The organism is Giesbergeria anulus (genome assembly GCF_900111115.1).
Lineage (GTDB): Bacteria > Pseudomonadota > Gammaproteobacteria > Burkholderiales > Burkholderiaceae_C > Simplicispira > Simplicispira anulus.
This window is the reverse complement of the sequence record NZ_FOGD01000003.1, coordinates 181,483-207,756: the sequence shown is the minus strand read 5'-3', so window position 1 is coordinate 207,756 and position 26,274 is coordinate 181,483. Positions and strand designations below refer to the sequence as shown.

The window sequence follows — 26,274 nt, the reverse complement described above, 5'->3', positions numbered from 1 at the left end:
GCTTAACGCTCCCGCAAGGCGGCCCTGCGATTGACATAGCCCATCACCAACGCGGTACACAGCGACAAGCCCAGATACACCGCCATGATGACGGCAATGCACTCCAGCGCCCGGCCTGTTTGGTTCATGCTGGTATTGGCAATGGACACCACATCCGGGTAGCCCACCGCCACCGCCAGCGAGGAGTTTTTGGTTAGGTTCAAAAATTGGTTGGTCAACGGTGGCACGATGATGCGCAGCGCCTGCGGGCCAGTGACATGGCGCAGCGTTTGGAATCGGCCCAGCCCAATGCTCAAAGCTGCCTCTATCTGGCCGCGTGGTACGGCGGTGATGCCCGCGCGCACCACTTCGGCCACAAAAGCAGCGGTGTAGAGCGTCAAGCCCAGCAGCAGCGCTAAAAATTCGGGCGAGAGGGCCGCGCCGCCTTCAATGGCAAAGCCTTGCAGCGTCGGCAAGCTCCAGTGCCAGCCTTGTGCGTCTTGCACCGGAAAGGGCAGGCTCAGACCGGCCTTGCTCCAAAACACGGATTCGCCCCAGTGCCAAGCCTCGGTCGGGTCAGGCAGGTATTCCACCAGCAGCAGGTACCACAGCAGCAACTGCACCAACAGCGGCACATTGCGAAACACCTCGACATAAGCCCGGCACAGCGCCCGCACCGGCAGATTACGCGACAAGCGCCCAATGCCCACCAGCATCCCCAGCAGCGTACACAGGACGATGGCGATGATCGACACACGCAAGGTGTTAAGAACACCCACGGCAAAGGCGCGGGTATAGCTGTCGGTGGAAACAAAGGCGATGGCTTGCTCACCAATATCGAAGCCTGCCGTTTGGCTGAGGAAATCCCAGCCGCTCTGGATGCCCCGTGCCGCCATATTGGCTTGGGTGTTGTGCAGCAGCCAGCCCAAGCCGAGCACTACGGCCAGCAAGGCCAACAGTTGCCAGACCAACGCCCGCGTGCCGGGGTGGTGCCAAGACCAGCGCCGCCGCGCGCGGGGTGGCGCGGGGCGGGCAGCGATCAGCGAAGGAGATGGGCTCAACGTACCGGCAAGGCGTAGAGCAGGCCACCTTGGTTCCACAGGCGGTTGAGGCCACGCGACAGGCCGACTGGGGTTTTCTCACCCACGTTGCGCTCGTAGATTTCGCCATAGTTGCCCACAGCTTGAACGGCACGCGCCAGCCAGTCACGGTCTAAGCCCAGCAGCTTGCCAGTGTCTTCGGTCTTGCCCAGCAGGCGGCCAACCACAGGGTCGGTGCTGTCAGCCTTGAGTTGGTTCACATTGGCTTGGGTGATGCCGTTTTCTTCGGCCTCGATCAGGCCATACACCACCCAGCGCACGATGGCTTGCCATTCGTCATCGCCCCGGCGCACCAGCGGCCCCAGTGGCTCTTTGGAGATCAATTCGGGCAAGATGACGTGCTCTTGCGGGTTCTTGGCTTCTTTGGCCCGCACCGAGGCCAGCCCCGAGGTATCGGTGGTGTAGGCTTGGCAGCGCCCAGCAAAATAGGCGGCGTTGGCAGCATCAAACTTGTCAAACACCACTGGCTTGAGGTTCAGGCTATGCAAGCGCGAGAAGTCGGTCAGGTTTTTCTCCGACGTGGTGCCTGATTGCACGCACACCGTCGCTCCCTTGAGCTGTTTGGCGCTTTTCACCTTGAGCTTGGCGGGCACCATAAAGCCTTGGCCGTCATAAAACACCACAGCGGTGGAGGCCAACCCCATCGAGGCATCACGCGTCAGCGTCACGGTGGTGTTGCGCGAGAGCACATCCACCTCGCCCGATTGCAGGGCCGTAAAGCGCTGCTGCGAGGCCAGCGGCACCCATTTCACCTTGTTGGCATCACTGAGCACAGCAGCGGCTACGGCTTTAGCAATGTCCACATCCAAGCCGACCCATTGGCCTTGGCTGTTGGCCGCAGAGAAACCGGGCACGCCGGTACTCACGCCCACAGCGATCTGGCCGCGCTGCTGGATGGTGTCGAGGGTTTTGCCCGCATGGGCGGGCACGAGGGCGGCCAGACCCAAGGCCAGAGCGGTCAGGGAAGTACGAAGAGAGGGCATGTTGGAATCAATCGTGTCGGGATAGCGAAAGGAAGCCCGCCTGACCAGCCAGCCAAGGCGTTACTGGGATAGGTGGGGCGGCACAGGTTGAAGGTTAAACGATTACGCATCTTCTAACAAAAAATAGCCCGCACAAGGCGGGCTATCAAAGTTCCCCTTACCAGCTTCGATCCATCCATCACTGGATGTGCTGCGCAACCTACCGCAGTGCAGTCAATGTACCGCGCTGCTCACCCGCTAACAAACGACCAATGCGCGCATCGATATACAAAAAATGCTGTTCAAAGCCATAGCGGGAGTTGGTGTGAAACCGGGTCAGTGCAGGTCAACCGTCGCAGCAGCAAACGCCAAGATGGTTGATTCTTGGTCTTTCTGTACCAGTTGTACGCCCTGTTCTTGCAACTCGCCAGAAATCTCTTGGTAGGCGGCAAACCGTTGGGCATCCGCTGGCGGTGGTGCTTCCACCGCAAACAACACATCATGTGGCAGCAGTTGGCGCTGGCGAAGTCGGCGAACTTTTTGCAACCAAGCATCGCCATGCACATAGATAGCGTTGGCTTCGTTTTGCGCAAGATTAAAAGGTTTGATGACCTTGGCAACTTGCCCATGTAAACGCTGTACCTCGTGTGTAGCAAAGACGCGATCTACATAGTGGCTGAACAACTGATCCAATTGCGTCGCTGGGTCTGGGGTCAGTATCGGGCGCACTACTCCAAAGCGCACGATGGCCTCGCGCGGGTGCGTCAGGGCCACCCAATGGCATAGCGGCAGGCAAAGCGCTTCATACCGTCGTTCTCCATAATTCAGGGCTTGCACAGCGGGCCAGGGTGTTTTGGATGTGGTTCAGGTGACTTCGGGCATTCTAGAGGGGGACAAAAAAGCGCCAGCAGGCACGAGCCTCTGGCGCTGGGTTGGCAGGTGGTAGGCGGCAGGAATTTACCCGCTGCGCCGCTGGCTAGACAAGCGCTGCACCACACTCACCAGACGGTCTATTTCGTCAAAGGTGTTGTAAAACGCCAATGAGGGACGCACCGTAGTTTCTACCCCCATGCGCCGCAAAATGGGCTGCGCGCAGTGGTGGCCGGTACGCACGGCAATACCTTCGGCATTCAGCGCTTCGCCCACCTCAGCGGTGGTGTAACCCGCCAAGGTAAATGACATCACACTGGCCTTATCGGCGGCGGTGCCAATCAGGCGCACGCCCCGGATATCACCCAAAGCCTGCATGCCGTAAACCAACAAATCGTGCTCGTAACGGGCGATATTTTCAATACCAATGCGGTTCACATAGTCAATGGCAGCGCCCAAGCCTACGGCATCAGCAATGTTGCCTGTACCGGCCTCAAACTTGTTCGGAATCGGCTGGAACACGGTTTTCTCGAAGGTAACGTCGGCAATCATGTTGCCGCCGCCTTGCCACGGGGGCATATCTTCAAGCACTTCGCGTTTGCCCCAAACTACGCCAATGCCGGTCGGGCCAAATACCTTGTGGCCGGAAAAGACAAAGAAGTCGGCACCGATGTCTTGCACGTCCACCCGCATATGCGAAATGGATTGCGCGCCATCTACCAACGCTTTGGCACCGGCACGGTGCGCCAACTCCACGATCTGCTTGACTGGCACCACCGTGCCCAAGGCATTGGACACCTGAGTGACTGAGACCAGCTTAGTGCGGCTGTTGAGCAGCTTTTGGTACTCATCGAGCAACACTTGGCCCGAATCATCGACCGGAATCACGCGCAGCTTGGCCCCTTTAGCCGCAGCCAGTTGCTGCCAAGGCACGATGTTGGCGTGGTGCTCCAAGTTAGAAACGATGATCTCATCGCCCTCACCAATGTGCTGCCAGCCCCAGCTTTTAGCCACCAAATTGATGGCTTCGGTGGTGCCGCGCACAAAGATCACTTCGTTCACATCTGGCGCGTTGATAAAACGGCGCACCCGTTCCCGTGCGCCTTCGTAGGCGTCGGTAGCACGAGCGGCCAGTTCATGGGCAGCGCGGTGGATGTTCGAGTTCTCATGCTCGTAGAAGTAGGCGATGCGATCAATGACCGATTTGGGCTTGTGTGTGGTGGCAGCGTTGTCTAGCCAAGCCAGAGGCCGACCATTCACGCGCTCTTGCAACACCGGAAAATCGCGCCGCACCGCATGGACATCAAACGCCGGGTGGGCACTGTGACCAGTTTGGGGAACGGCGGCCCCTGCCTGCGTAGGGTGCGCCGGTGTGGTGTAGCCGCCGGGCAACACCACGGCATCCACAAAGTAAAACTTTGGCTCCGCCGAGGGCACGGTGCTGGGCACGCCGCTACCTGCCGTAGGCGTGCTAACACGAGGCACCTCCGGTGCAGCAAACGGTGCATGGGCCAAGGTATCGAGCGCGTCTGGGCCACGACTGGCCGTGCTGGCAACTTGCGGCGTGGGTTGCCCTTGTTGATCTGCCAGAAAGTAGAACGGCGACGCCGTAGCGGCTGCGGGCCGTGCAGCGGTAGCGGCTTCGGGCACGCCCAAAACACCACTGCCAAAGCGCGGTTCGTAAGCGGGCAGAGCACTAGACACCGTGTCGGGCACGCCATTGCCTGCTGGGGCATGGGGTAGCAACGCTGGTGCCCGGTGTGCCAGCGAGGCCAGCGGTGTCGGCGATGCCGGAATCAGATTGGCACCGGGAACGATGCCTTGCGGAAACGGCGTGCCGGGCACGCTGGGGCCAAAACCCGCTGGGCTGGCCAAGGGCGACCCAGCAGGCGCAATGTTCACCGGCGCTTGCACGCCGGGCGGCAGGGGCGATGCCTGCCCCACGCCCGGCACCGAGGCCGGGGGCGTGGCGGCAACATCACCCGCAAAATGGGGCTGCTGCCCCGGTAGCGCCGTGAAAAACGCCGTAGCCATGCGCGCCAGCAGGGCTGGATCGATGGGCGCTTCAGGGGCTGTGGGCACGCCGCCGGTAGAGGTGGATGAAAGGGTAGTCACCACGCGGCCACTTTATTTGTAGGTGTCGGGGTAGTCGTGGTACTTATTCACCTCGACATCATCAAGCACCGCCAGTGCATCGGGGGTCAGCACAGCCAGCGAGCAGTACAACGAGATCAAGTACGAGGCAATCGCATGGTTGTTGATGCCCATAAAGCGCACCGACAGGCCGGGGCTTTGCTCGCCGGGCAAGCCGGGCTGGTACAGGCCAACCACACCTTGGCGCTTGTCACCTACGCGCAGCAGCAAAATTTTGCTCTTGCCATCGGCTACCGGAATTTTGTCCGACGGAATCAGCGGCACGCCGCGCCAAGTAATGAATTGCGAACCAAACAGGCTCACAGTGGGCGGTGGTGTGCCCCGGCGGGTGGCTTCGCGGCCAAAAGCAGCAATAGTGAGCGGGTGGGCCAAGAAAAAGGCCGGTTCTTTCCAAACCTTGGTCAGCAGCTCATCCAGATCGTCTGGGGTAGGCGCGCCAGTCAGCGGGAAAATGCGTTGCTCATCTGTGACCTGGGCCAACAGGCCGTATTCAGGGTTATTGATGAGTTCGCTTTCTTGGTTTTCTTTGATGGTCTCGATGGTCAGGCGCAACTGTTCTTTGACCTGATCGTACGGGCTGCTGTACAGATCAGAGATGCGGGTGTGCACATCCAGCACCGTGCTCACGCCATTGAGGAAGAACTCGCGTGGATGCTCTTCATATTCCACAAAAGTGCGTGGCAGTTGCTTGTTGTCTTTTTCTTTGGCAGTGCAAACCACCTTGATGTCTTCGGGGTTCTTGACGCGATTGAGGCGAAAGATACCTGCTTCTACCGGCACCCATTGCAGCAGGTGCGTGAGCCAGCGGGGCGTGATGGTAGACAGCTGTGGTGCTGTCTTGGTGGCATTGGCTAGTTGCCGCGCTGCGTTATCGCCCAGTGCGGTGGTGCCGCCTACAGTTGCCGACATAGAAAAACTCCCTCAAAAAACAACAATGGAAAAATTCAAAAAATTCGAAGTGCAGTGTCAAAGTTCTGTGGGCCTGCTTCAACAGGCTATAGCCGCCAATTGCAGGCCACGCACCAAATTGGCTTGGCGCAGGGTTTCACCGCGCAGCACCAAGGTCGAGGGGGCCATGCCCAGTGACAACGCCAGCTTTTCGACGGTCTGCAAAGAGGCAATGGCGCGGCCCCGCTCAATCTCACCGACATAGGAGCGATTGAGGTCGGCGTGTTCGGCCAGCCGCTCTTGTGACCAGCCCTGCGCCTCGCGCGACTGGCGCACAGCCACGCCAAAGCTCTGAATCAGGTTGCTCATGCTTGGCCCTCGCGGGAGATAGCTTGGGTGACATGGCCGCCAGCGGGCACATCGTGCGTCACCCAGACATTGCCGCCTATCACCGCCCCTTGCCCCAGCGTGACGCGCCCCAAAATGGTGGCCCCGGCATAAATCACCACATCGTTTTCTACGATGGGATGGCGCGGCAGGCCCTTTTGCGGGTTGCCTTGGCTGTCTTTCGGAAAACCCTTGGCACCCAGCGTTACCGCTTGGTAGATACGCACGTTTTGGCCAATCACAGCGGTTTCGCCAATCACTACGCCGGTACCGTGGTCGATAAAAAAACCAGCGCCAATCTGCGCACCGGGGTGGATGTCGATGCCAGTTTGCCCATGCGCTAACTCCGAGACAATGCGCGCCAGCAGCGGCAGCCCCAATTGGTACAGCCGATGCGCCAGCCGGTGGTGGATCATCGCCAAAATGCCGGGGTAGCACAGCAGCACTTCGTCCACGCCACGTGCCGCCGGATCGCCGTGGTAGGCAGCCAGCACATCGCTATCGAGCAGGCGGCGAATCTCCGGCAACGATTGGGCCAAACTGCGCGTGGCAGTCAGCGCTTGAGCTTGCAGATCGCTGCCCGTGCGCGGACTGTGGCGCTGGCTATAGCGCAACTCCAGCGTGACCTGCCCCAGCAAGGCGTGCAGAGCGGCATCTAGCCGGTGGGCCACAAAGAAGTCTTCGCTCTCTTGGCGCAAGTCCAGCGGCCCCAGACGCATCGGAAACAGCGCCTCCTTGAGCTGATCGACAATTTTGGCCAAGGCATCGCGTGAGGGCAATTCGCGCCCGCCCGGCTCTTGCGAGCGGTTTTGTGCTTCGCGCCATTCACTGCGCACGGTATGCAAGGCTTGGGCAATGCCCGCAATATCAAAGGTAGACATGGTGGCGGGCCTTTTTAATCTTGCACCCAAGGCAAGCCTTGGTAGCGCCAACCGTCATCTTTGCCGCGCTGCTGCGTAGCATCAATCTCGCCCTCAAAGCCTTCTAAGATATTGAAGACATGGCTAAAGCCCACCGCCGCTGCTGCTTCAGCCGCCAGCACCGAGCGCTTGCCGCTGCGGCACAGCAACAGCACCACGGCTTCTTTGCCACCGTGCGGTGCCAGTTTGGCTTCCAGTTCGCGCACAAAGCGCGGATTGCGCGTCAGGGCCGTGCCGGTGGCCCAGGCCACATGCAAGCTGCCGGGCACATGACCGACAAACTTGCGCTCCTCGGTGGTGCGCACATCCACCAGCAGGGCTTGGCCGTTTTGCACCAGTGCCCAAGCGGTGGTGGGCGACACGCCCCCGGCATACGACAGTCCTTGTGCCACAGCATCAGCATGGGCTTGTTCTAGTGCTACAGGCAGGGCAATTTCTACAGCGTCGGCAGTCATGGCGAATGTTTCCTTGGGGTTCTCAGATGGCTATGGCCGCCAATTTAGAAGAAAACATTCATTTCACAAAAGAATAAAAAACAGAGTTTAAATAACTTAAACATCTTTTGAGGCGCAGCCAATCTGCTCTGCTGCACCGAACGCCGTGGCACGGCACCGGCGCACGCACCAAACCAATCCTCAAGGCAGGGTGTGGCCCACCTTGAGCGTCACCTGCCAATGTGCCACTTGGCCCTCCTGCACTTGGCCGCGCGTCTCTACCACTTCAAACCATTTGATCTGGCGTGTCGCATCGGTGGCTTTGGCAATAGCATTTTTTACCGCTTCGTCCGAGCCAATGCTGGAAGAGCCAGTAAATTCGAGAATCTGATAGACATGGTTACTCATCGTGCAGTCCTAACAAGAAAGAAACGCTAGGCTGCGGGATGCTGGCCTAGGCCGGAGGCATCCGGCCTCGTCATAATGGCTACAGGGGGCGCAAGCGCCAACGAAGATTTACGCGCAAGCAAACTCCCAAAATCACCGTATCGAACCCTGCACTGGCACGGTAGGCTCCCTGCCTATCTGGGCAATTGCACCACTCCAAGGAAAAATCCATGAAACTGCGTACCTTTTTGATGAGCACCGTGGCTGCGGCAGCTACGTTGGCTTTTACCGCCCCAGCAGCATTGGCACAGCAAGCGGCCTACAAGAGCGAATACCGCCTCTCACTGGTATTGGGCACGGCCTTTCCTTGGGGCAAGGGTGGCGAGTTGTGGGCCAACAAGGTACGTGAGCGCACCCAAGGCCGCATCAATATCAAGCTCTACCCTGGCGTCTCTCTCATCCAAGGTGACCAAACCCGTGAGTTTTCTGCCCTGCGCCAAGGCGTGATCGACATGGCGATTGGCTCAACCATCAACTGGTCGCCCCAAGTCAAACAGCTCAATCTGTTCTCGCTGCCCTTCCTGATGCCCGACTACGCCGCCACCGACGCCCTGACCCAAGGCGCTGTGGGCAAGAGCTTGTTCCAAACCTTAGACAAAGCCGGTGTCGTGCCGCTGGCTTGGGGTGAAAATGGTTACCGCGAAATCAGCAACTCCAAAAAGCCGATCAAGTCCCCAGACGACCTCAAGGGCATGAAAATCCGCGTGGTAGGCTCGCCCCTGTTTTTGGACACCTTTACCGCATTGGGTGCTAATCCGACACAAATGAGCTGGGCCGATGCCCAGCCCGCCATGGCCAGTGGTGCTGTGGATGGTCAGGAAAATCCCCTGTCCATCTATCAAACTGCCAAACTGCACACCGTGGCACAAAAATATGTCACCCTGTGGGGTTATATGAATGATCCACTGGTTTTTGTGGTGAATAAAGACATCTGGAACTCTTGGACACCCGCAGACCGTGATATTGTGAAACAAGCCGCCATCGATGCTGCTAAAGAGCAAATCGTGATTGCTCGCAAAGGACTGGTCGAAGCCGATAAGCCCTTGGTCAAACAACTCATGGCCAATGGCACCACCGTCACTGAGCTTACAGCCACTGAGCGCGATGCTTTTGTCAAAGCCACCCGTTCAGTGGTAGAAAAGTGGAAAAGCCAGATTGGTGCTGATCTGGTATCCCAAGCCGAAAAAGACATTGCTGCACGCAAAAAGTAATATTTTTATCTTTCTCTAATAAAAAAAAGCTGCCCGAAAAACTCCGGGCAGCTGTCATTTTTAGCTTGAGCCTTTTCAGGCTTGGGCATAGTCGGTTTATTTACCGCCAATCACGCCAGCTTCGTTGGCGGCCTTGTTATCCTTACCTACAGCAATAGCGGTAGCATTGGTTTGCTTAGCCTTGATGTTGGTGTTGCCTTGAATCTGGGTACCACCCTTGATAGCACCTGTGGTATTTTTGGCTTCGTTGCCTTCACCCACTGCAATCGCGGTCACGTTCTTGTTTTGGGCATCAATATTGGTGTTGCCCTGAATCTGCACACCTTGGGGGCTGCTAGAGCGTTGGGCTTGCTGGGCAAAAGCGGGGACAGCAACAACAGCGGCAGCGATCATGATAGAAATAAGACGCATGAGATTCTCCTGATTAACAAAAATTTTCTGGCTTAGCCAGTGACTACCTTGAATACTACGCGACGGTTTCTGGGGTCGCGCGGGTCGAGGTTCTGTATTGAATCGCTAGAGCCTTTACCTACGGGTACGAGGCGCTTACGATCAATTCCGTTGCGGTTGGAAATAAAGTTGACAACAGAACCAGCACGGTCGCGGGAAAGCATGATGTTTCTATCATAGTTGCCCGTGGCGTCTGTATGCCCTTCTACAATGACACAACGGTCTGGCGACAAAGCCAAAATGCGTGCAATTTGATTGAGGGTACGCTCTGAAGCTGGCGATACCGTAGCACTACCAACATTAAACTGGATAGCAAAATCGACACCAATGGTTTTAGTCCCAGGTGGCAAAGCAGCGCAATCCATCGCCGCAGAGGCACTCGTGGTAGGCGCAGCATTGCCCGGCTCAGCAGCTTGTGGCTCTGGTTCACCATCAAAAACAATGGCACGGGTACGCCGAGCTGGCTTTGGCTTTGCTGCTCCGGTATTTTCAGAAGGTGCGTGAATAGCACGCTCCAACTCGCGCAATTTTTCTTCATCGTCCATATTAGTTTGCGCGTTCACCATCCCCATAGCACACATACCCAAAGCGATGACAGCCAGACGAGACAAGGCCATGCCGCTCACTGTCTTTTGGGTGGTTGGCTTATTTGCAAACATTGATAACTTCCTTCGTCGTTACGACGATATCCTTGGGCGCACGGCCCGTGCGGCTATCTGCTGGCGCGGTACCTACATTGACATTGCAGGTACCCGAACGCTTATTGCCCACATTGACCACCCGCTTATCTTGTGTTGGGGTGTTTTCTGTGCCGCCTTTTTGCATCCAGCGTTGAGCCATCGCCTTATTTACCTTGGTTTGCCCAGAAGAATCGAGTCCTTGCACGGCTTGGGCGCTAAACGGCAGGGCCAGCGCCAGAGTTATCCACAGCATTCCCATCGCATATTTATTTGCATTCATCGCTGACAATTCCTCCAATATTGGTACATGCTTTTTTGTTGCGGCCACTGGTGATAGTAGTGATATTCTTAGTGACCACATTGATACGTGTATTGCCGCGTTTTTCACCTTGTACTACACCTACCCGGTTTTTGGCTACATTATTTTCACCGGTGGCAATCGCCGTCATGTTTTCAGTGGTGGCATTGATTTCAGTATTACCTTGAATACGGGTGCGCTGGCTGGTCTGCGCCCACGTAGCGCTAGCAACAAAACCGACCGATAGGCTTACCAGCAATAAAAAAGGCTTGGCGTGGGTGCATCGCATTACAAACCTCCCGGGACAGACATGGGCAGTGCGATTGGTGGGGCACCATGACGAAAGGCATCACGCATAGACTGCAACTCCAGATCAGAAATTCCTAACCTGTGGGCGCTGAATGACCGGCGGTCTGGTGTGAAAATCAGGTAAGCCTGCATTTCATTAATCAGGAGTTCTTCATTTTCTACCGAATAATTAGAACTTGCAAGGAAATTTTTGAAAGCATTGCGCTGCTCTTGCTTCAGTGTTTGATACCAAAAACGCTGACAGAACTTTCGGTAATGGCTATTGGTGTAATATTCGGCATGGGCCAACTCATGCAACAGGATCGTATAGCGTGCCCCTGCCGTAATCATAGGCTCGTCTGTTTTGCGGTGCTGGGTTTGAGGCACCGCCAACACCACGGCATCTGGCCGCATTGCTTGGTAAAACCCACGCCAAAAACGAACCAACTCCTGCTCTAGCAAAAAATCACGAATCACCAGTTCTTCTGGATATAACTCAATCTTATCACGCAGGGCATAATTGAAGAATTGCACCAATTCAGAGACCAAGACGTCGTGCCCAAAAGCAAAATCTGACTGGGTACGGCGCGATGCTTGGATATAACTGGCTAACTCTTGGTTATTTAATACCTTAGGATAAGGTTCAGTGAACTGTTGCTCCGTAAATTGGGTAATACGGTTAAAGCTGCGCCCCTGATACACCAAACCCGGAAAATCAAAGATGAAAACATCGGGATTGTCAGCCATCTTCCAGATGGTTAGGGCCTGAGACTGGGCATCAAACACTTGCGTAAAATTGGCACTGACAGGCTGTATGGCCCAAGCCCCTTGCAGACAAGCCAGCAACGCACCCGTAGCACAAACAAGGCGCACTTTTTTCTTGAGCTGCTCTAACTGATAAGCCATCTTACCCTCCCGTCTCGTTTTTTATGAGTGCATCATAGCGCAACCGTTATTTTTCGTGAACTGCCACATTGCCATCTTTTCCCCATTGGATAATATAAGTTTTACCCGATTTTTTGGAGAAATAGCTAGTTTTTCCGCGTGGCACTTTGACACCATCAACAAAGACTTCACCGTTGATGACGGCAACGCCCTCCATTTCGACCTCAGGCCCCAAAGAGCCTGTGCTATTGGTGGCTACCGAAGCACCATACGCACCGCTCGTCTGCACCTTGATGCCCGTGCCAGATATATCAACGGCCACTTGAGCATAGACCTGCGCTGTGGAAAACAGCAACCCCACGCTGTAAATGAGAATGTTTTTCATAATGGCAGCCCCTCTCTTACAACGTCTTCATAGCAGCAACGATTGTCGCTGTAGCTTGGTTGACGCATTTCTTAGCGACACCGAACTTTAATTTGTTGACCGTTGCGAATCAGAAACACCGTGCTGCCAGAGGCCGTGTCGTCACCAATACGGCCAGAAACATTGTCAATGCTGTGACAGTTGACTAGGGGCAATCCTTCTTTATCGCGGTGGCTTAAATCAAGGTCGTGCCAATTGCCAGAGCCAGTGTAGGCTGCACCCCGGCTACGCAAGCGAGCATTGGTGTCACGCGCATTTTGTAACTGGGTTGGGACAGGCCCCAATGGCAACTCAGGGGTGATGGGTTTGGTACTACTGTCGCGCAGAACACGTCCGCGCCAACGTTGTTCAAATGCACGCTCTTGGGCTGGCGCACCACCACGCGGGCTAAGTACGCCATCTTCATCGTCGGGCTCCACAACGATGGTGGATGGGTGCCCTTTGTACAACGCCTCTGCCTTTTCACGCTGGGTCTGGGCCGTGGCTTTGGCGGCCGCCGCTGGTGTGGCTGGCCCCGAATCCAAAATCAACTCGGCTACTTGCAGCGCGGGTTCTGCCTGCGCTCCTGCCACTGCCAGACAGCTGGCTAGAAGACAACTGCGGGCAAAGGGAAGGAGCGTTGGCATGATTACCATCCTAACGGGCCACCGTAATATCAACGAAACTGACTACAGCGGCTGGGTTGGCTTGGCGGAACTGCTGCACCACCTCATCGAGCGAGCGCACAGGCAGCGGCGTGAGGTCTTTGGCACCTTTCAGGTGGCTAGGAAGTACCTGTTCACGGTCAGAACCGATACAAGCGACACGCTCTTTGCCCGGTTGATCGAAACGGATTTTGAAGCCACCGGCTGGCAAGCGCAAAGAGCTGCCCGCCCGCAAAGTGGGGTTGCCCGCAAACTGATTAGGAAAGATGCGTGCTACCTGCCGATTGCTGTCTTCGTAGTAGCAATACACCGTACCGTCGCCGCTCAGTGACAAAGACATATTCAGGAAATCACCCACTTTGTAATTGGGGCGCGCACCACGGTCACTGTCAAGGTTGATGCGAAAGCTCGATGCCACAGGAGCCGCCGGTGCAGGGCTGGGGCTTTGGGGCATGGGAGCACGTGCAGGGGCAACGTTTTTGGCGGGAGGCGTTACCGGAACATAGGCCAAGACGTTTTGCACATCGTCCATCAGGTTGGCATAGACATCAAAGTTGATCTTGCCATCTGCCACCAAACCATTTTGCGCTTGGTATTCTAGGAGCGCCTCTTTGAGGGCGGGGTTCATTTGGCCATCTATCGGGCCGGTGTAGCGCTTCATGCTGCCACCGAGCTTGCGCTGGACAAAGGTGACGCGCTCAACCTCGGTCAGGGTGCTGTAGGTTTCTAGCGCCTGCTCGCGGATTACGGGATTGGTAATGTCGGCATCCAGGCAGCGCCAGTAGGGCACTTGGGTAAATTTGCCCAAGGTTTCAATCAGGCCCAACTCCAGCAAGGTGCGCGTAGTGGCCCCCAAGCCTTCGGAGCGACTGAAGTCGAGGTTGAAGGTAAGGCCGATTTTGCCTACTTTACCAGCTCCCAACTCGGCAGACTTGCCCATTTTGCTGATCAGCATGGTGTTAGAGGTGCTGGTTTGCGGCAAAATTTTGCGCGAACTGGCATCGCCAATGCTCATGTCCATGCTCATCAAATCATAGGCTACATCGGTGGCGGTACTGACATCAAAAAACTGGGTAAAAAGCCCTATACCTTTGTTTTTACGGATGGTGTTGTCATCCATCTGCGTGACAGAACCACGGATGTAATAGTCGGGGATGCGCATCCGCTCCGCCCCCTTGGCATCAAACAGACGGGCCAAATCATCGCCACCACCATGAAAGTCAATAAACTCAAAAGCATTGCTCTTGACCGTCATTTTGGCTATGGCGGTAATCAGCATTTCTTTAGTGCCAGTGCGTACCTTGCCGGTTTCATCGGGGATGCCGGTGGAGGTAATGACGATGCCGTTTTTGCCATAGGCTAAAAACAACTCATCCATACAACGCAGAGCGGGTGAAAAGCTGGTAATGGTTTTGACCGCTGAGGCCTTGGGAGCAGCAGCCACAGTGACATTGGCTTCTGGCTCTTTCCAATTTTGATGCTCTTTAGGGGTGACGCAGCCACCGAGCAAAGCCATAGAAACGAGCGAAAGAGTGAATGGCTTATGCGACATGGAGAACTCTCTGAAAGCTTGGCAGCGCCACACTAGGAAAACTAGGAAAAAGAGACCCTAATGAAACAGCGCTTGTAATATTTTTCTGACACTCTAAACTGCGCCAAAAGAAAATGCAAGCACAGGCCACACTGCCCCGCAAAGAGGGCAGCGGGCCTCGCTGCGCTGGCATCGCGTTGCTGTGCGCTGCCTACTGGAAGGGATTGATGGTGGCTGTGCGCGGGTTGGGCGGCGGGGCAGCAGGCACTGGAGCGGTAGGAGCCGCAGGCACGGTATCACTCAGCGTTCTGAGGAAGGCCACCACATCGTCAATTTCGCGCGCGGTCAGGGCCGGGCCAGCCGAAGGCAGCCGATTGAAGGGCACACGGTCACGGATGATGTTGCCAAGGTAGGCTTGGGGCAGGTCATCAGGTACACCCTGCGGGCCATACCAACGTTTGGGGTCGGTGTTGCGCGTGGCATAAAAGCTGACCACATCGCGCAGCCGGGTGAAATAGCCGTTGTGCATCCAAGCGGGCCGCTCTGCCGTATTACGCAAAGAGACCATACGGAAGCGCCCACAAAACTGCTCAATGGTGACGTTGGCAGGAACATCCGCCGTGAGCGCAGGTTTGTTCCGATCTGGGCCACACAGCCCCAGATCATAAAAAGACGGGTTGGCATTGCGCGGAATGCGCGCATTGCGGGGCACCCCCAGCGCGTAGTGGGAAAAGTCGGTAAACAGCGAATCACGCGGATTGGCCGACTGGGGGTTCATTGTGTGGCACGAGGCGCAATTGCCTTTGTTCGGGTCCATAAACACCTTCATGCCATTGGCTTCTTGCGGTGTTAGTGATGCCTTGCCTTGGATAAACTGGTCGTATTTGCTGGTAAACGGCTGTAGCTCTGCGGTTCTCTCGTAGGCGGCAACCGCCTCACCCACCTTTTGAAAGGCCAGCGTTGGATTGCTGAAGATGTTGGCCCCAAACTCATCACGAAACTTTTTGCCATAAATGCCACTGGCAATTTTGGTCAGCACAGACGCCGCATCCGGGTTGTTCATTTCTAGCGGATTAAGCAACGGCCCCAGCGCCTGCTGTGCCAGTGTGTCTGCCCGCCCATCCCAGAACAGGCCCCCCACCGGGTCTACATCGCCACCCTGCACCCGGAATGTGAATTTGGGCACGAAAGCCGTGTAGGCATTGGACATGGCATTGCGCCCACCTAGAACGTTGGCACGGCTGCCCAACGGAACACCAATGGTTGAACCGTGGTTGCCTGCAAAGCCTCGGTTGGGGATATGGCAACTGATGCAGGCAGTGCCGCGTGGTTCGGACAGATTTTGGTCATGAAAAATCTGACGCCCGATCTCTTCCAGACGGGACAAGGGTGCCGCAGCCCCTACAGGCTGCCCCCATGCCGGAACCAGTGTGAATGACAAAACAGCAGCCGATAGAGCGGCAGTGTTTTTGGTGATCCTGCGCAGATGTGTCGTCATGGCGTTCTCCCGAACCTGTCCGGTTCTCTTCAATAAAGAAATCCCTCAGAGAAGCCATAGTACGCACATTGCGCAAAAAAATCTCCCACAAAATGGTTTTTTTACGCCATTCTGTGGGAATACCCCCATCCGATACCGAAGCTGGGGCAGCAGGCCCGCTTATGCAGCCGCCTGAACGCTAAAGTGGAACACCCCTGGCTCTAGCACCGGATCAACATCCACAGCAATCGTGCTCTTGGGTGGGAAACGCCCTTCAAGCAGCAGTTTAGACAGCGGGTTCTCAATACGCTGCTGGATGGCACGCTTGAGGGGACGCGCACCAAACACCGGGTCAAAGCCCACCTTAGCCAGTTCGGCCAACGCAGCCTCTGAGACATGCAAATATAAATCCATGTGCTCTAGCCGCTGCTGCAACAGTTGCAACTGGATGCGGGCAATGGCGGCAATGTGCTGCGCATCCAAGGCATGGAATACCACCGTCTCATCAATGCGGTTGAGGAACTCTGGGCGGAAGTAGTTTTTCAGCTCGCCCCACACCGCATCTTTAATATCGTCGGAGTCTTGGCCCACCATCGCCTGAATCAACTGTGAGCCGATATTGCTGGTCATGACGATGACCGTGTTCTTGAAGTCTACGGTGCGGCCTTGGCCGTCGGTCAAGCGGCCATCATCAAGCACCTGCAACAACACATTGAACACATCGGGGTGCGCTTTTTCTACCTCATCGAGCAGCAGCACGCTGTAGGGCTTGCGGCGCACGGCTTCGGTCAGGTAGCCGCCTTCTTCGTAACCCACATAACCGGGGGGCGCACCAATCAGGCGGGCCACCGAGTGTTTCTCCATGAACTCGCTCATGTCGATACGCACCAGATGGTCTTCGCTGTCAAACAAGAAGCCCGCCAGCGCCTTGCACAGTTCGGTTTTGCCGACGCCAGTGGGGCCAAGAAACAAAAAAGAACCCGTGGGGCGATTAGGGTCGGACAAGCCCGAACGTGAGCGACGGATGGCATTAGCCACGGCAGCAATGGCTTCGTTTTGGCCGATGACGCGCTCGTGCAGCTTGGTTTCCATTTGCAAGAGTTTGTCTTTTTCACCCTGCATCATTTTGGCGACCGGAATACCGGTAGCGCGGCTAACCACTTCGGCAATTTCTTCTGCGCCCACTTGAGTGCGCAACAAGCGCGGGGCCGCGTTGCTGCCGTCTTTATTAGATTCTTTGGCTTGGGCCTCGTTGAGTTTTTTCTCTAGCTCAGGCAGCTTGCCATATTGCAGCTCGGACACCTTGGCAAAATCACCTTTGCGCGTCAAATCTTCAATTTGCAGCTTGAGGTCTTCGATTTCTTCGCGCAACTGGCCTGAACCCAAAGCCAAGGCTTTTTCCATCTTCCAGATTTCATCCAGATCGGCTATTTCTTTTTGCAGGGTAGCAATTTCTTCGTTGATGAGTTCAAAGCGCTTTTGCGAGGCTTCGTCTTTTTCTTTGCGCACGGCTTCGCGCTCAATCTGCAACTGGATCAGGCGGCGGTCTTTTTTGTCCATCACCTCCGGCTTGGAATCCATCTCAATCTTGATTTTGGAGGCGGCCTCATCGATCAAGTCAATGGCTTTGTCTGGCAAAAAGCGGTCAGTGATATAGCGGTGGCTTAACTCAGCGGCGGCCACAATGGCTGGGTCGGTAATATCGACGTTGTGGTGCTTTTCGTAGCGCTCTTTAAGGCCGCGCAAAATGGCAATGGTGGCCTCGACGGTAGGCTCACCCACCAATATTTTCTGGAAGCGCCGCTCTAGCGCTGCATCTTTTTCGATATATTTGCGGTACTCGTCCAGCGTGGTGGCACCTACGCAGTGCAGTTCGCCACGGGCCAGCGCAGGCTTGAGCATATTGCCCGCATCCATTGCCCCTTCGGCTTTGCCTGCGCCCACCATCGTGTGCAACTCGTCAATAAAAACGATGGTTTGGCCTTCGTCTTGGGCCAATTCTTTGAGCACAGTTTTCAGGCGCTCTTCAAACTCGCCCCGGAATTTGGCCCCGGCCAACAGTGCTGCCATGTCCAAACTGAGCACCCGCTTGCCTTTGAGCGATTCGGGCACTTCACCGGCCACAATGCGTTGCGCCAGCCCTTCGACGATGGCCGTTTTGCCCACACCCGGCTCGCCAATCAGCACCGGGTTGTTTTTGGTGCGCCGTTGCAGCACTTGGATAGCGCGGCGGATTTCGTCGTCGCGGCCAATCACGGGGTCGAGTTTGCCTGCGCGGGCACGCTCGGTCAGATCGATGCAGTATTTTTTCAGGGCTTCGCGCTGGCCTTCGCCTTCGGCGCTGTCCATTTTTTGGCCGCCGCGCACCGCACTGATCGCAGCTTCTAGGCTTTTGCGCGTCAGGCCGTTGTCTTTGGCAATGCGTGCGCCATCGCCTTTGCTGTCGGTCAGGGCCAGCAAGAATAACTCGCTGGCAATAAAGTTGTCATCGCGCTTGATGGCCTCTTTCTCGGTGGCCTGTAAGACGCGGCCCAGTTCGGGGCTGGCCTGCACCTGTTCTTGGCCTTGCACCTGCGGCAGGCGCTTGACGGCCGCCTCGGCATCTTTCAGCAAGCCGGGCACATTGGCCCCAGCACGCTCTAGCAGGGCACGGGGGCCATCTTCTTGGCGCAGCAGGGCCACCAATAGGTGGACGGGTTCGATGTAAGCGTTGTCACTGCCCAAAGCCAGCGATTGGGCGTCGGCCAAGGCTTCCTGAAACTTGGTGGTGAGTTTGTCGATGCGCATGGGTTGTTCCTCTGAATGACTGGCAATTGGGGCAGGGGCATCTTGTTTTCAAGACACCCTAGCTGCAATGTAACGTCTTTCAGAGGAAATAGATATGCCGACACCAGCGCTATGGGCTATTGAGCAAAAATCAAGGGGTCAAAATTTGCTTTGACTATTTTAATTATCTGCTAAACCATTAAAACTATTGACGAAAAATACCAGATTTCTCAACCACCCGACGGCTAATCATATCCACACTTACTGATATTGAGTTAACACAATAATCGCCACAACGAAACCCATACCATATAAAATTCTCATAGGACTCATCCGGACAACCGGGGCCATCACAAGACATATTATCGTAGATGCTACTGACGGGCGTTTCATATTGGCACCCAATGATCTGATTGACTTCATCTAGGGTCATGCCTAGTTGAATTCTATCTAACTTCTCTTGCGTGATGACAGAAGGATCGGCACTCGTTGTCAAGGCGCATACAGGCAAACCAGATGGAGCCTGACTAGAGACTCCAGGATCAACCAACTCCACGGAAACGATTCGAAATCTTGGAAAGTTGTAACGCACACCCTCCACCACCATACTGGGAATAGTGAGTATATTTTTCTGCATATTATAGCCTGTACGGCCTGCATGAACTTGCCCAACCAATAGCAGAGAGGCTACTGCGGCAATGATGGAGCGGATAACCATAACTTTACATCCCATTAAAAGCTAATCTTTAGATTTAATGATAAAGCATTCAATTCAAATAGCCTGCAATAAATACAAAGAATTACGTAATATACTTTTACTCACAATATTTTCAAAAGAGCACAGAAGGAGAATCATTGTTCTGCCCTCTGGCCTTGGCAGCGTGCAGTGCTTGATCTCCTTGGTGCAATAAGACATCTACCGTTTCACAGGGCTTTTGCATAAGGCAAAAGCACCAAAAATCCATCGCCAGTGGCGTGGCCGCACTGGTCGATGGCGCAACAACTATCGTTACAGACGCTCCGCTGCCAATGCCTGTGCCAGTTTGGCTTCCAATGGCAAGGGTTCACCATGCAGGCGAGCCGCCAGCAGTTCAGCGCACAGCAGGGACAGCGTGAGGCCACGCGCCCCCATCGCCGAGCAAGCCCACAGGCCGGGCAAGGCAGCGCTATCCAAGGGCCCAACCATAGGCAGGCGGTCGGGTGCGGCACAGCGCACGGCAGCCCAGCCTTGGACAGCATGGGCAGGCAAGGGTTGATCGGCGCTCACCTCCTCCAGGGCTGACGTGAATGCAGGCTCCAGTGCAGGCAGCACACCGGGCAGTAGGTCAGATAAGCGCTGGCGGTTAGCAGCGTGGGCTTGCACACGTTCAGCCGGGGTGGGCGGCAGGGTGTGGATATCGCGCTCAAAGGTAGAGCCTAAATACCAAGCCCGACGGCCATCGCCCAGCGGAATATGGGTCACCAAATTGCCCTCGCCATTGACCGGAAACGGCGGCAGTGCGGCGTCTAGGGCTGCATCTTGCACCCCCCAAGAGATTTGGCCGCGCAAAGCCTGTAAGGATAAATGTTCCCCCGATAAGGCACGGCTGGCAAAACCCGCCGCCAACACGACCATCGGGGCTTGGGCCAAGACTTGGGCTTGGGCATCGAGGGCATGCCACTGGATGCAGCCTTCCACCTCGGTGCAATGCAGCCGGGCCACTTCGGCCCCACCGCGCCAGACAATGCCCGGCTGCGCCAGCAAGGCAGCCACTAGCCGTGCCGGACGAATCCACCCTGCCCGAACATGCCAACAGGCTGTGGCGTCTGGCGGCAAGCTGGCAGCAGCAAGCTGGTGAGCCAGCGCCTCGTGGCTCCAATCGACACCGAGGCCATCGTGCCACTGGGGATGCAACCCCAGCCGCCCCTCCACCCTGTGCTCTAGCACCCCGCTGGGTTGCCAATCTACCCCCAGCTGCAATAAATTTTGTGCTTGGGCCAGCAACACCCGGATGCCGCTGCGTGACAGCCGCGAAATGACGCCATCATCAGGAGAAATATGCGGGCAAAACAAGCCTGCTGGTAAACCGGAGGCCCCGGCGGCAGGCGCTTTGGCGCGGTCTAGCACTTGCACCTGCCAACCGCGCCGGGCTAGGCTAGAGGCCACTGCGGCCCCGGCCAAACCACCGCCAATCACCAAACACTGCGAGGCCGCTTCTACCGGCGGCTGTGCTGGGCGGGCTTTGCGCGGCTCCCAGCGCGGGTCAAACGTGGCTTGCACGTTATGGCGTTTGGGCGGCACACCGGGCACCTTAGCCACGGTAAAGCCGCATTGCGTCAGGGCATCGCGCACCGGGCGAGCTACCGTCCAAGTAGCCAGACGGGTGCCACGGCGGCAACAACGGGCGACGCCTTTGAGGGTTTGCAAGCTCCACAGGTCTGGGTTGTTGGCGGGGCTAAAGCCATCCAGATACACCGTATCCACCGTCCACTCTTGTGCGCGCAGCAGCGCTTGCGCATCGCCAATGCACAACGTGAGCAGCACCTGCCCACCGTCAAAGGCCAAGCGATGCACCCCCGGTAGTAAACCCCAGTATTGGGCGGCCAAGGCTTGCGCCAGTTCGGCCAGTTCTGGGTGCGCGCAGGCCACCCGCAGCAGATCGTCTGCCGCTACCGGCCATGCCTCTAGGGAGACAAAATGCAGCAGCTTGGGGCGCTGTGGGTCAGCACGCCATGCAGCCCAAGTGACGAGAAAGTTAAGACCAAAGCCAAAGCCGGTTTCTAAAATCCGCCATTGCGGCTGACCGGCCCAATCTTCGGGCAAGCCGCAGCCCTGCAAAAACACCTCGCGCGCCTGCGCTAATACGGCCCCCTGCTCGCTGTGGTAGCGGTCGTTAAAGCGCGGGCTATAGGGGGTGCCGTCGTCTAGCCAGTGGATCGGTTCGGCCATTCAGGCGCTGGGGGGTACGTAGCCCTGCACGGCATCGGCACCACCGCCAAAAAAGTGCTGCTCCATCTGGCGGGCCAAGTACTGGCGCGCACGGGCGTCGGCCAAGTTCAGGCGGTTTTCATTAACCAGCATGGTCTGGTGCTTGAGCCACGCGGCCCACGCTTCTTTGCTCACGTTTTCCCACAAGCGCTTGCCCAGTTCGCCGGGGTACGGGGCGAAATCCAAACCTTCGGCTTCTTTGCCGAGCTTGACGCATTGAACCATTCTTGCCATATCAATTCTTTTCTTTAGATGTTTAAGTAATTAAAAACCAAAAATTCAGTCGTTCCAGTTTGGAGGCATGGCTTTCAGAATCGGGCCATTGCATTTCAGACCCCAGAAAGATTCGCCATGAGCCTTCGTCGCCACTTTATCAAGATTCCTTTGGCCGCTGCGGCTTTGACCCTCAGCACAGTGTCGGCTCTCGCCCAAGGCGTGACGCTCTTGAACGTATCCTACGACCCGACCCGCGAACTGTATGTTGAATTTAACCAAGCGTTTGCCAAGCACTGGAAGGCCCAAGGCGGGCAAGATGTGACCATCCAGCAATCGCACGGCGGCTCAGGCAAGCAAGCCCGTGCGGTGATTGATGGCCTCAATGCCGATGTGGCGACTCTGGCCTTGGCGGGCGATACCGATGCGCTGCACACCAACGGCAAGTTGATTCCCAAAGACTGGCAAAAGCGCCTGCCGCACAACTCTTCGCCTTACGCCTCCACCATTGTGCTGGTGGTGCGCAAGGGCAACCCCAAGGCCATCAAAGATTGGGACGATCTGGTCAAGCCCGGCGTGAGCGTGATTACCCCCAACCCCAAAACCTCTGGCGGGGCGCGTTGGAACTATTTGGCAGCGTGGGAGTTTGCCAAGCGCAAGTATGGCGGCGAGGCCAAAGCGAAAGAATTTGTGCAAAAGCTCTACGCCAATGTGCCAGTGCTCGATACCGGGGCACGTGGCTCGTCGATCACCTTCTCGCAGCGCAACCAAGGCGATGCTTTTATCTCTTGGGAAAACGAAGCCTATCTGCTGAAAAAAGAGTTTGGCGACAAGATTGAGATTGTGGTGCCCAGCATCAGCATTTTGGCCGAGCCTGCCGTCACAGTGGTGGATAAAAACGTGGACAAAAAGGGCACCCGCGCTGTGGCCGAAGCCTACCTGAAGTACCTGTACAGCGAAGAAGGCCAAGACATTGCGGGCAAGCATTTTTACCGCCCGGTGGTGTCGGACAAAGCCAAGGCCAAGTATGCAGCGCAGTTTCCCAAGCTGAACCTGTTCACGATTGACGATGCCTTTGGTGGTTGGGACAAGGCGGCCAAAGAGCATTTTGCCGACGGCGGCAGTTTTGACCAAATTTACGCCCGCAAGTAAGCAAACACCCACAGAAAAGAGCCCATCATGTCTGTTTTGTTGATTGCTGGCAGCCCCACTGAGCGTTCACGTTCCGCTGCTTTGTTGGATGCCGTGGCGCTGCGCTTGTCGGTGCAGGGCATTCGCAGCGAGCGCATCAATGTGCGCGACGTAGCCCCCGAAGCCTTGGTGCGTGCCGATTTTGGCCACCCGGCGGTGGTAGCGGCAGCAGCCCAAGTAGAGCGGGCCGAAGTGATTGTGGTGGCTACGCCAGTTTATAAGGCGGCCTACAGCGGCGTGCTCAAGGCTTTTTTGGATTTGCTACCGCAAACGGCACTCAAGGGCAAAACGGTATTACCCTTGGCTACTGGTGGCAGCCCGCACCATATGTTGGCGCTGGACTATGCGCTGCGCCCAGTGTTGCAGTCGCTGGGGGCCAAACACATCTTGCCCGGCATTTATGCCACCGATGCCCAAGTCACACTGACGCCAGAAGGGGCCTACACCGTTCACCCCGACATTGGTGCCCGGTTAGACGATGCCACCCATATCCTCCTGAGCGACACCCTGCGCCCGGCCAGCTTGGCGGCTGGAGCGTTTGAGGCAGTGAGTTTTTCTCAAGTGCGCTGTAGCGTGTAACGCCCCACCCCACACCGGCGGGTGAACACCCGGCCCGCCAGTTTTTCCTGTATTGCATTTTGGCCCCGATGCTGGGGCTGGGCGGCGCTTTGTTTGCGCTTTGGTTCACCGATTGATGAAGAAAGAAACACCCCCATGACTACTACTCTGACCCTCTCGCGCCGCCGTTTGCTGGCTTCTGGTGCTGCTGCTGTGGCTACCACACTGGGCGCTACTGGCACCGCACTGGCCCAATCGGGCAGCACAGGCCGTGTGCTGCGCATTGGCTACCAAAAGGGCTGGCTCTCTATCCTCAAAGGCCGGGGCACGCTAGAAAAACGCCTTGCCCCATTGGGCGTGAGCGTGACTTGGACGGAGTTCACTGCCGGGCCAGTGCAGTTAGAGGCGCTCAATGTCGGCTCGATTGACTTTGGCGATGTGGGCGAAGCGCCGCCCATTTTTGCCCAAGCCGCCGGTGCGCCGCTGGTCTATGCCAGCACCACCGTGCCGCGCCCACACAACGAAGCAGTGCTGGTGCCCAAAGGCTCGACCCTGCAAAAAGTGGCCGACCTCAAGGGCAAAAAGATTGCCCTGAACAAAGGCTCCAATGTGCATTATTTTTTGGTCAAGCTGCTAGAAAAGCACGGCCTGAAATACGCTGATGTGCAAGTGGTGTTTTTGCCCCCCGCCGATGCCCGTGCCGCCTTTGAGCGCGGCTCGGTGGATGCGTGGGTAATTTGGGACCCGTTCTTGTCCTCGGCCATCAAGACGCTAGAGGCGCGGGTGCTGGCCGATGCTGCTGGGGTGGCTAACAACCGGCAGTATTACTTCACCTCGCGCGAGTTTGCCACCAAGAACATCGACGCCCTAAAGATCGCCATTGAGGAAGTAAGCGCGATTGACGCTTGGGCAGCCAAAAACAAGGCCGAGGCCGCGCAAGAACTCTCGAAGGTGTTGGGGCTGGATCGCTCGATTGTGGAGTTGTATCTCAATAACCTGCGCTACGGCAGCCTACCCGTCACGCCCGATATTTTGGCCGAGCAGCAAGCCATTGCCGACACTTTTTTTGAGCTGAAGTTGATCCCGAAAAAGCTCAATTTGCGCCACGCCGCGCCTATCGACCTGCGCTAAAGCGCAGCGTCTGCCCCGCCTCTGTTTAGGAGAACGCTATGCCCGCACCTATGCCCTTTCCCTTGCACCAACGCCTGCAACGTTTGTTATGCGTCACGGCCACTGCCTGGGGGTTGAACGCGCCACGCTCTTGCCGTGTGCTGGCTCGCGCTCCTAAGGGCGGGTTTGCCATCTCCTACTGAAAGCAGCACCTCTATGGCTATCCATTCGATCAACCATGTGCAGTTGACCTTTCCTGCGGGGGCAGAAGGTCAGATTCGCAACTTTTACAGCGATTTGCTGGGGCTACCTGAACTGCGTTACCCCACTGGCAAGGCCCTGCGCTTTGCTGCTGGCCCACAGCGCATTGAACTGGTGCCCACCGAACGCGGGCCAGCGGCCAGTGCGGCCTCGCATTTGGCGCTGGAAGTAGACAACCTGCCCGAACTGCGCAGCCGCCTGCTGCAAGCGCAGCTGGCCTTGGTAGAAAACCGCGCCCTGCCCGGCTACCTGCGCTTTTACGTCAAAGACCCCGCTGGCAACCAGCTGGAGTTTTTGGAACCCGATACCGAACAGGAGTACGCCGCATGACACAAGCTGTGGAGCCATTACCAACCCACCGGGCAGCCGGTCTGGCCGCTGCCAATGACGCAACAGCCCACGGCAGCACTTGGGTCACGGCCCTCTGGCAGCGCCTGCTGCCTTGGGCGGTACCCGTGGGCTTGATCGTGCTGTGGCAAATCGCCTCGGCTTTGGGTTGGTTGTCCACCCGCGTATTGCCCGCCCCCGTGGATGTACTGCGCGCCGCTTGGACGCTGACGCTCTCTGGCGAGTTGTGGACGCACGTCCAAGTCAGTGCAGGCCGCGCCTTGGCTGGTCTGGCCGTGGGCGGTGGCCTAGGGCTGCTGCTGGGGTTGCTGACTGGCTCAGTGCGTATGGCCGAAACCCTGCTGGACTCGACCATCCAAATGGTGCGCAACATCCCAGCGCTGGCGCTGATTCCGTTGGTGATTTTGTGGTTTGGGATTGATGAGACCGCTAAGCTGTTTTTGATTAGCGTCTCGGTGTTTTTTCCAATTTACCTTAATACCTTTCATGGCATCCGCAATGTGGATACGGGCCTGATCGAGATGGGCCGCACCTATGGCCTGAGCCGCTGGGAGCTGTACCGCCAGATCATTTTGCCCGGTGCCATGTCGTCGATTTTGGTGGGGTTGCGCTTTTCGCTGGGCTTGATGTGGGTGATTTTGATTGTGGCCGAGACCATTTCGGCCCAAGCCGGTATCGGCTACCTGACGATGAACGCCCGCGAGTTTCTGCAAACCGACATCGTGCTGGTGGGCATCTTGCTCTACGCACTGCTGGGCAAACTGGCCGACGTGTTTGCCAAGAGCCTAGAGCGCTACTGGCTGCGCTGGCACCCCGGCTACCAAGACTGA

The 26,274-nt window shown here is 56.8% G+C and carries 29 protein-coding genes; 7 read left to right on the top strand and 22 right to left on the bottom strand.

Features of this window, described 5'->3' with window-relative positions; genetic code table 11:
• Nucleotides 1-2: 2 nt before the first annotated feature.
• From BMX55_RS07875 to BMX55_RS07835, 9 genes are all read right to left on the bottom strand, one after another.
• Entirely contained in the window at nucleotides 3-1,040 is a 1,038-nt protein-coding gene (locus tag BMX55_RS07875; protein WP_245751324.1) for an amino acid ABC transporter permease, read from the bottom strand.
• Nucleotides 1,037-2,062: an amino acid ABC transporter substrate-binding protein gene (locus tag BMX55_RS07870; RefSeq protein WP_091455455.1), complete on the bottom strand. Its 1,026-nt coding sequence runs from the start codon at nucleotides 2,060-2,062 to the stop codon at nucleotides 1,037-1,039. The genes BMX55_RS07875 and BMX55_RS07870 overlap by 4 nt, the downstream gene beginning before the upstream one ends.
• 315 nt (nucleotides 2,063-2,377) lie before the next feature.
• Nucleotides 2,378-2,878, bottom strand: coding sequence for a DUF3037 domain-containing protein (locus BMX55_RS07865; protein WP_143059596.1), 501 nt, complete (start codon nucleotides 2,876-2,878; stop codon nucleotides 2,378-2,380).
• Nucleotides 2,879-2,998: 120 nt separating this feature from the next.
• Entirely contained in the window at nucleotides 2,999-4,945 is a 1,947-nt protein-coding gene (locus BMX55_RS07860; RefSeq protein WP_091455746.1) for a family 2A encapsulin nanocompartment cargo protein cysteine desulfurase, read from the bottom strand.
• A 93-nt stretch (nucleotides 4,946-5,038) separates the two neighbouring features.
• Nucleotides 5,039-5,974 carry a family 2A encapsulin nanocompartment shell protein gene (locus tag BMX55_RS07855; RefSeq protein WP_091455448.1) on the bottom strand — a complete coding sequence of 312 codons (936 nt, stop codon included), beginning with the start codon at nucleotides 5,972-5,974 and terminating at the stop codon, nucleotides 5,039-5,041.
• A 78-nt stretch (nucleotides 5,975-6,052) separates the two neighbouring features.
• The gene (locus tag BMX55_RS07850) at nucleotides 6,053-6,322 is read right to left on the bottom strand and encodes a helix-turn-helix domain-containing protein (RefSeq protein WP_091455445.1); all 270 of its coding nucleotides are present in this window, start codon (nucleotides 6,320-6,322) and stop codon (nucleotides 6,053-6,055) included.
• Nucleotides 6,319-7,221, bottom strand: a complete 903-nt coding sequence (gene epsC, locus BMX55_RS07845) for a serine O-acetyltransferase EpsC (RefSeq protein WP_091455442.1) — start codon at nucleotides 7,219-7,221, stop codon at nucleotides 6,319-6,321. Before epsC ends, BMX55_RS07850 begins: the two co-directional genes overlap by 4 nt.
• 14 nt (nucleotides 7,222-7,235) lie before the next feature.
• Complete coding sequence (locus tag BMX55_RS07840; RefSeq protein WP_091455438.1) at nucleotides 7,236-7,715, bottom strand: rhodanese-like domain-containing protein; 480 nt, start codon at nucleotides 7,713-7,715, stop codon at nucleotides 7,236-7,238.
• Between the two features lie 180 nt (nucleotides 7,716-7,895).
• A complete protein-coding gene (locus BMX55_RS07835; protein ID WP_091455435.1) occupies nucleotides 7,896-8,102 on the bottom strand; it encodes a dodecin in 207 nt (68 codons plus the stop codon).
• A gap of 209 nt (nucleotides 8,103-8,311) precedes the next feature.
• On the opposite strand from BMX55_RS07835, the gene BMX55_RS07830 reads away from it, so the two are divergent.
• A complete protein-coding gene (locus BMX55_RS07830; RefSeq protein ID WP_091455431.1) occupies nucleotides 8,312-9,352 on the top strand; it encodes a DctP family TRAP transporter solute-binding subunit in 1,041 nt (346 codons plus the stop codon).
• A 96-nt stretch (nucleotides 9,353-9,448) separates the two neighbouring features.
• Here BMX55_RS07830 and BMX55_RS07825 read toward each other — a convergent pair whose 3' ends face one another.
• The 13 genes from BMX55_RS07825 to BMX55_RS07765 form a co-directional block, all read right to left on the bottom strand.
• Entirely contained in the window at nucleotides 9,449-9,763 is a 315-nt protein-coding gene (locus tag BMX55_RS07825) for a hypothetical protein (RefSeq protein WP_091455428.1), read from the bottom strand.
• 32 nt (nucleotides 9,764-9,795) lie between these two features.
• Nucleotides 9,796-10,461, bottom strand: a complete 666-nt coding sequence (locus BMX55_RS07820; RefSeq protein ID WP_091455424.1) for an OmpA family protein — start codon at nucleotides 10,459-10,461, stop codon at nucleotides 9,796-9,798.
• Nucleotides 10,448-10,762, bottom strand: a complete 315-nt coding sequence (locus BMX55_RS07815) for a hypothetical protein (RefSeq protein WP_143059595.1) — start codon at nucleotides 10,760-10,762, stop codon at nucleotides 10,448-10,450. Before BMX55_RS07815 ends, BMX55_RS07820 begins: the two co-directional genes overlap by 14 nt.
• Nucleotides 10,749-11,069, bottom strand: coding sequence for a hypothetical protein (locus tag BMX55_RS07810; RefSeq protein ID WP_091455419.1), 321 nt, complete (start codon nucleotides 11,067-11,069; stop codon nucleotides 10,749-10,751). The genes BMX55_RS07815 and BMX55_RS07810 overlap by 14 nt, the downstream gene beginning before the upstream one ends.
• Nucleotides 11,069-11,974: a hypothetical protein gene (locus BMX55_RS07805; RefSeq protein WP_091455416.1), complete on the bottom strand. Its 906-nt coding sequence runs from the start codon at nucleotides 11,972-11,974 to the stop codon at nucleotides 11,069-11,071. Before BMX55_RS07805 ends, BMX55_RS07810 begins: the two co-directional genes overlap by 1 nt.
• A gap of 46 nt (nucleotides 11,975-12,020) precedes the next feature.
• Nucleotides 12,021-12,338, bottom strand: coding sequence for a hypothetical protein (locus BMX55_RS07800; protein ID WP_091455411.1), 318 nt, complete (start codon nucleotides 12,336-12,338; stop codon nucleotides 12,021-12,023).
• Between the two features lie 71 nt (nucleotides 12,339-12,409).
• Nucleotides 12,410-13,003 carry a hypothetical protein gene (locus tag BMX55_RS07795; RefSeq protein ID WP_143059594.1) on the bottom strand — a complete coding sequence of 198 codons (594 nt, stop codon included), beginning with the start codon at nucleotides 13,001-13,003 and terminating at the stop codon, nucleotides 12,410-12,412.
• Between the two features lie 10 nt (nucleotides 13,004-13,013).
• Nucleotides 13,014-14,573, bottom strand: coding sequence for a DUF4384 domain-containing protein (locus tag BMX55_RS07790; RefSeq protein WP_143059593.1), 1,560 nt, complete (start codon nucleotides 14,571-14,573; stop codon nucleotides 13,014-13,016).
• Between the two features lie 190 nt (nucleotides 14,574-14,763).
• On the bottom strand, nucleotides 14,764-16,050 hold the full coding sequence (locus BMX55_RS07785) for a cytochrome-c peroxidase (RefSeq protein WP_091455403.1): 1,287 nt from the start codon (nucleotides 16,048-16,050) through the stop codon (nucleotides 14,764-14,766).
• A gap of 159 nt (nucleotides 16,051-16,209) precedes the next feature.
• Nucleotides 16,210-18,816, bottom strand: a complete 2,607-nt coding sequence (gene clpB / locus BMX55_RS07780) for an ATP-dependent chaperone ClpB (RefSeq protein ID WP_091455400.1) — start codon at nucleotides 18,814-18,816, stop codon at nucleotides 16,210-16,212.
• Between the two features lie 184 nt (nucleotides 18,817-19,000).
• Nucleotides 19,001-19,513, bottom strand: coding sequence for a hypothetical protein (locus BMX55_RS07775; RefSeq protein WP_177172854.1), 513 nt, complete (start codon nucleotides 19,511-19,513; stop codon nucleotides 19,001-19,003).
• A 291-nt stretch (nucleotides 19,514-19,804) separates the two neighbouring features.
• Complete coding sequence (gene mnmC / locus BMX55_RS07770) at nucleotides 19,805-21,724, bottom strand: bifunctional tRNA (5-methylaminomethyl-2-thiouridine)(34)-methyltransferase MnmC2/FAD-dependent 5-carboxymethylaminomethyl-2-thiouridine(34) oxidoreductase MnmC1 (protein ID WP_091455395.1); 1,920 nt, start codon at nucleotides 21,722-21,724, stop codon at nucleotides 19,805-19,807.
• Nucleotides 21,725-21,997 carry an oxidative damage protection protein gene (locus tag BMX55_RS07765; RefSeq protein ID WP_091455392.1) on the bottom strand — a complete coding sequence of 91 codons (273 nt, stop codon included), beginning with the start codon at nucleotides 21,995-21,997 and terminating at the stop codon, nucleotides 21,725-21,727.
• 117 nt (nucleotides 21,998-22,114) lie between these two features.
• Here BMX55_RS07765 and BMX55_RS07760 point away from each other — a divergent pair, with 117 nt between their 5' ends.
• From BMX55_RS07760 to ssuC, 6 genes are all read left to right on the top strand, one after another.
• Entirely contained in the window at nucleotides 22,115-23,128 is a 1,014-nt protein-coding gene (locus BMX55_RS07760) for a sulfate ABC transporter substrate-binding protein (RefSeq protein ID WP_091455389.1), read from the top strand.
• Nucleotides 23,129-23,155: 27 nt separating this feature from the next.
• Nucleotides 23,156-23,746: an NADPH-dependent FMN reductase gene (ssuE, locus tag BMX55_RS07755; protein ID WP_091455385.1), complete on the top strand. Its 591-nt coding sequence runs from the start codon at nucleotides 23,156-23,158 to the stop codon at nucleotides 23,744-23,746.
• Nucleotides 23,747-23,881: 135 nt separating this feature from the next.
• Nucleotides 23,882-24,856 carry a sulfonate ABC transporter substrate-binding protein gene (locus BMX55_RS07750; RefSeq protein WP_091455744.1) on the top strand — a complete coding sequence of 325 codons (975 nt, stop codon included), beginning with the start codon at nucleotides 23,882-23,884 and terminating at the stop codon, nucleotides 24,854-24,856.
• Nucleotides 24,857-24,894: 38 nt separating this feature from the next.
• Nucleotides 24,895-25,038 carry a hypothetical protein gene (locus BMX55_RS16415; protein WP_177172853.1) on the top strand — a complete coding sequence of 48 codons (144 nt, stop codon included), beginning with the start codon at nucleotides 24,895-24,897 and terminating at the stop codon, nucleotides 25,036-25,038.
• A gap of 13 nt (nucleotides 25,039-25,051) precedes the next feature.
• Entirely contained in the window at nucleotides 25,052-25,426 is a 375-nt protein-coding gene (locus BMX55_RS07745; RefSeq protein WP_091455382.1) for a VOC family protein, read from the top strand.
• Nucleotides 25,423-26,274 carry an aliphatic sulfonate ABC transporter permease SsuC gene (gene ssuC, locus BMX55_RS07740; RefSeq protein WP_091455379.1) on the top strand — a complete coding sequence of 284 codons (852 nt, stop codon included), beginning with the start codon at nucleotides 25,423-25,425 and terminating at the stop codon, nucleotides 26,272-26,274. The genes BMX55_RS07745 and ssuC overlap by 4 nt, the downstream gene beginning before the upstream one ends.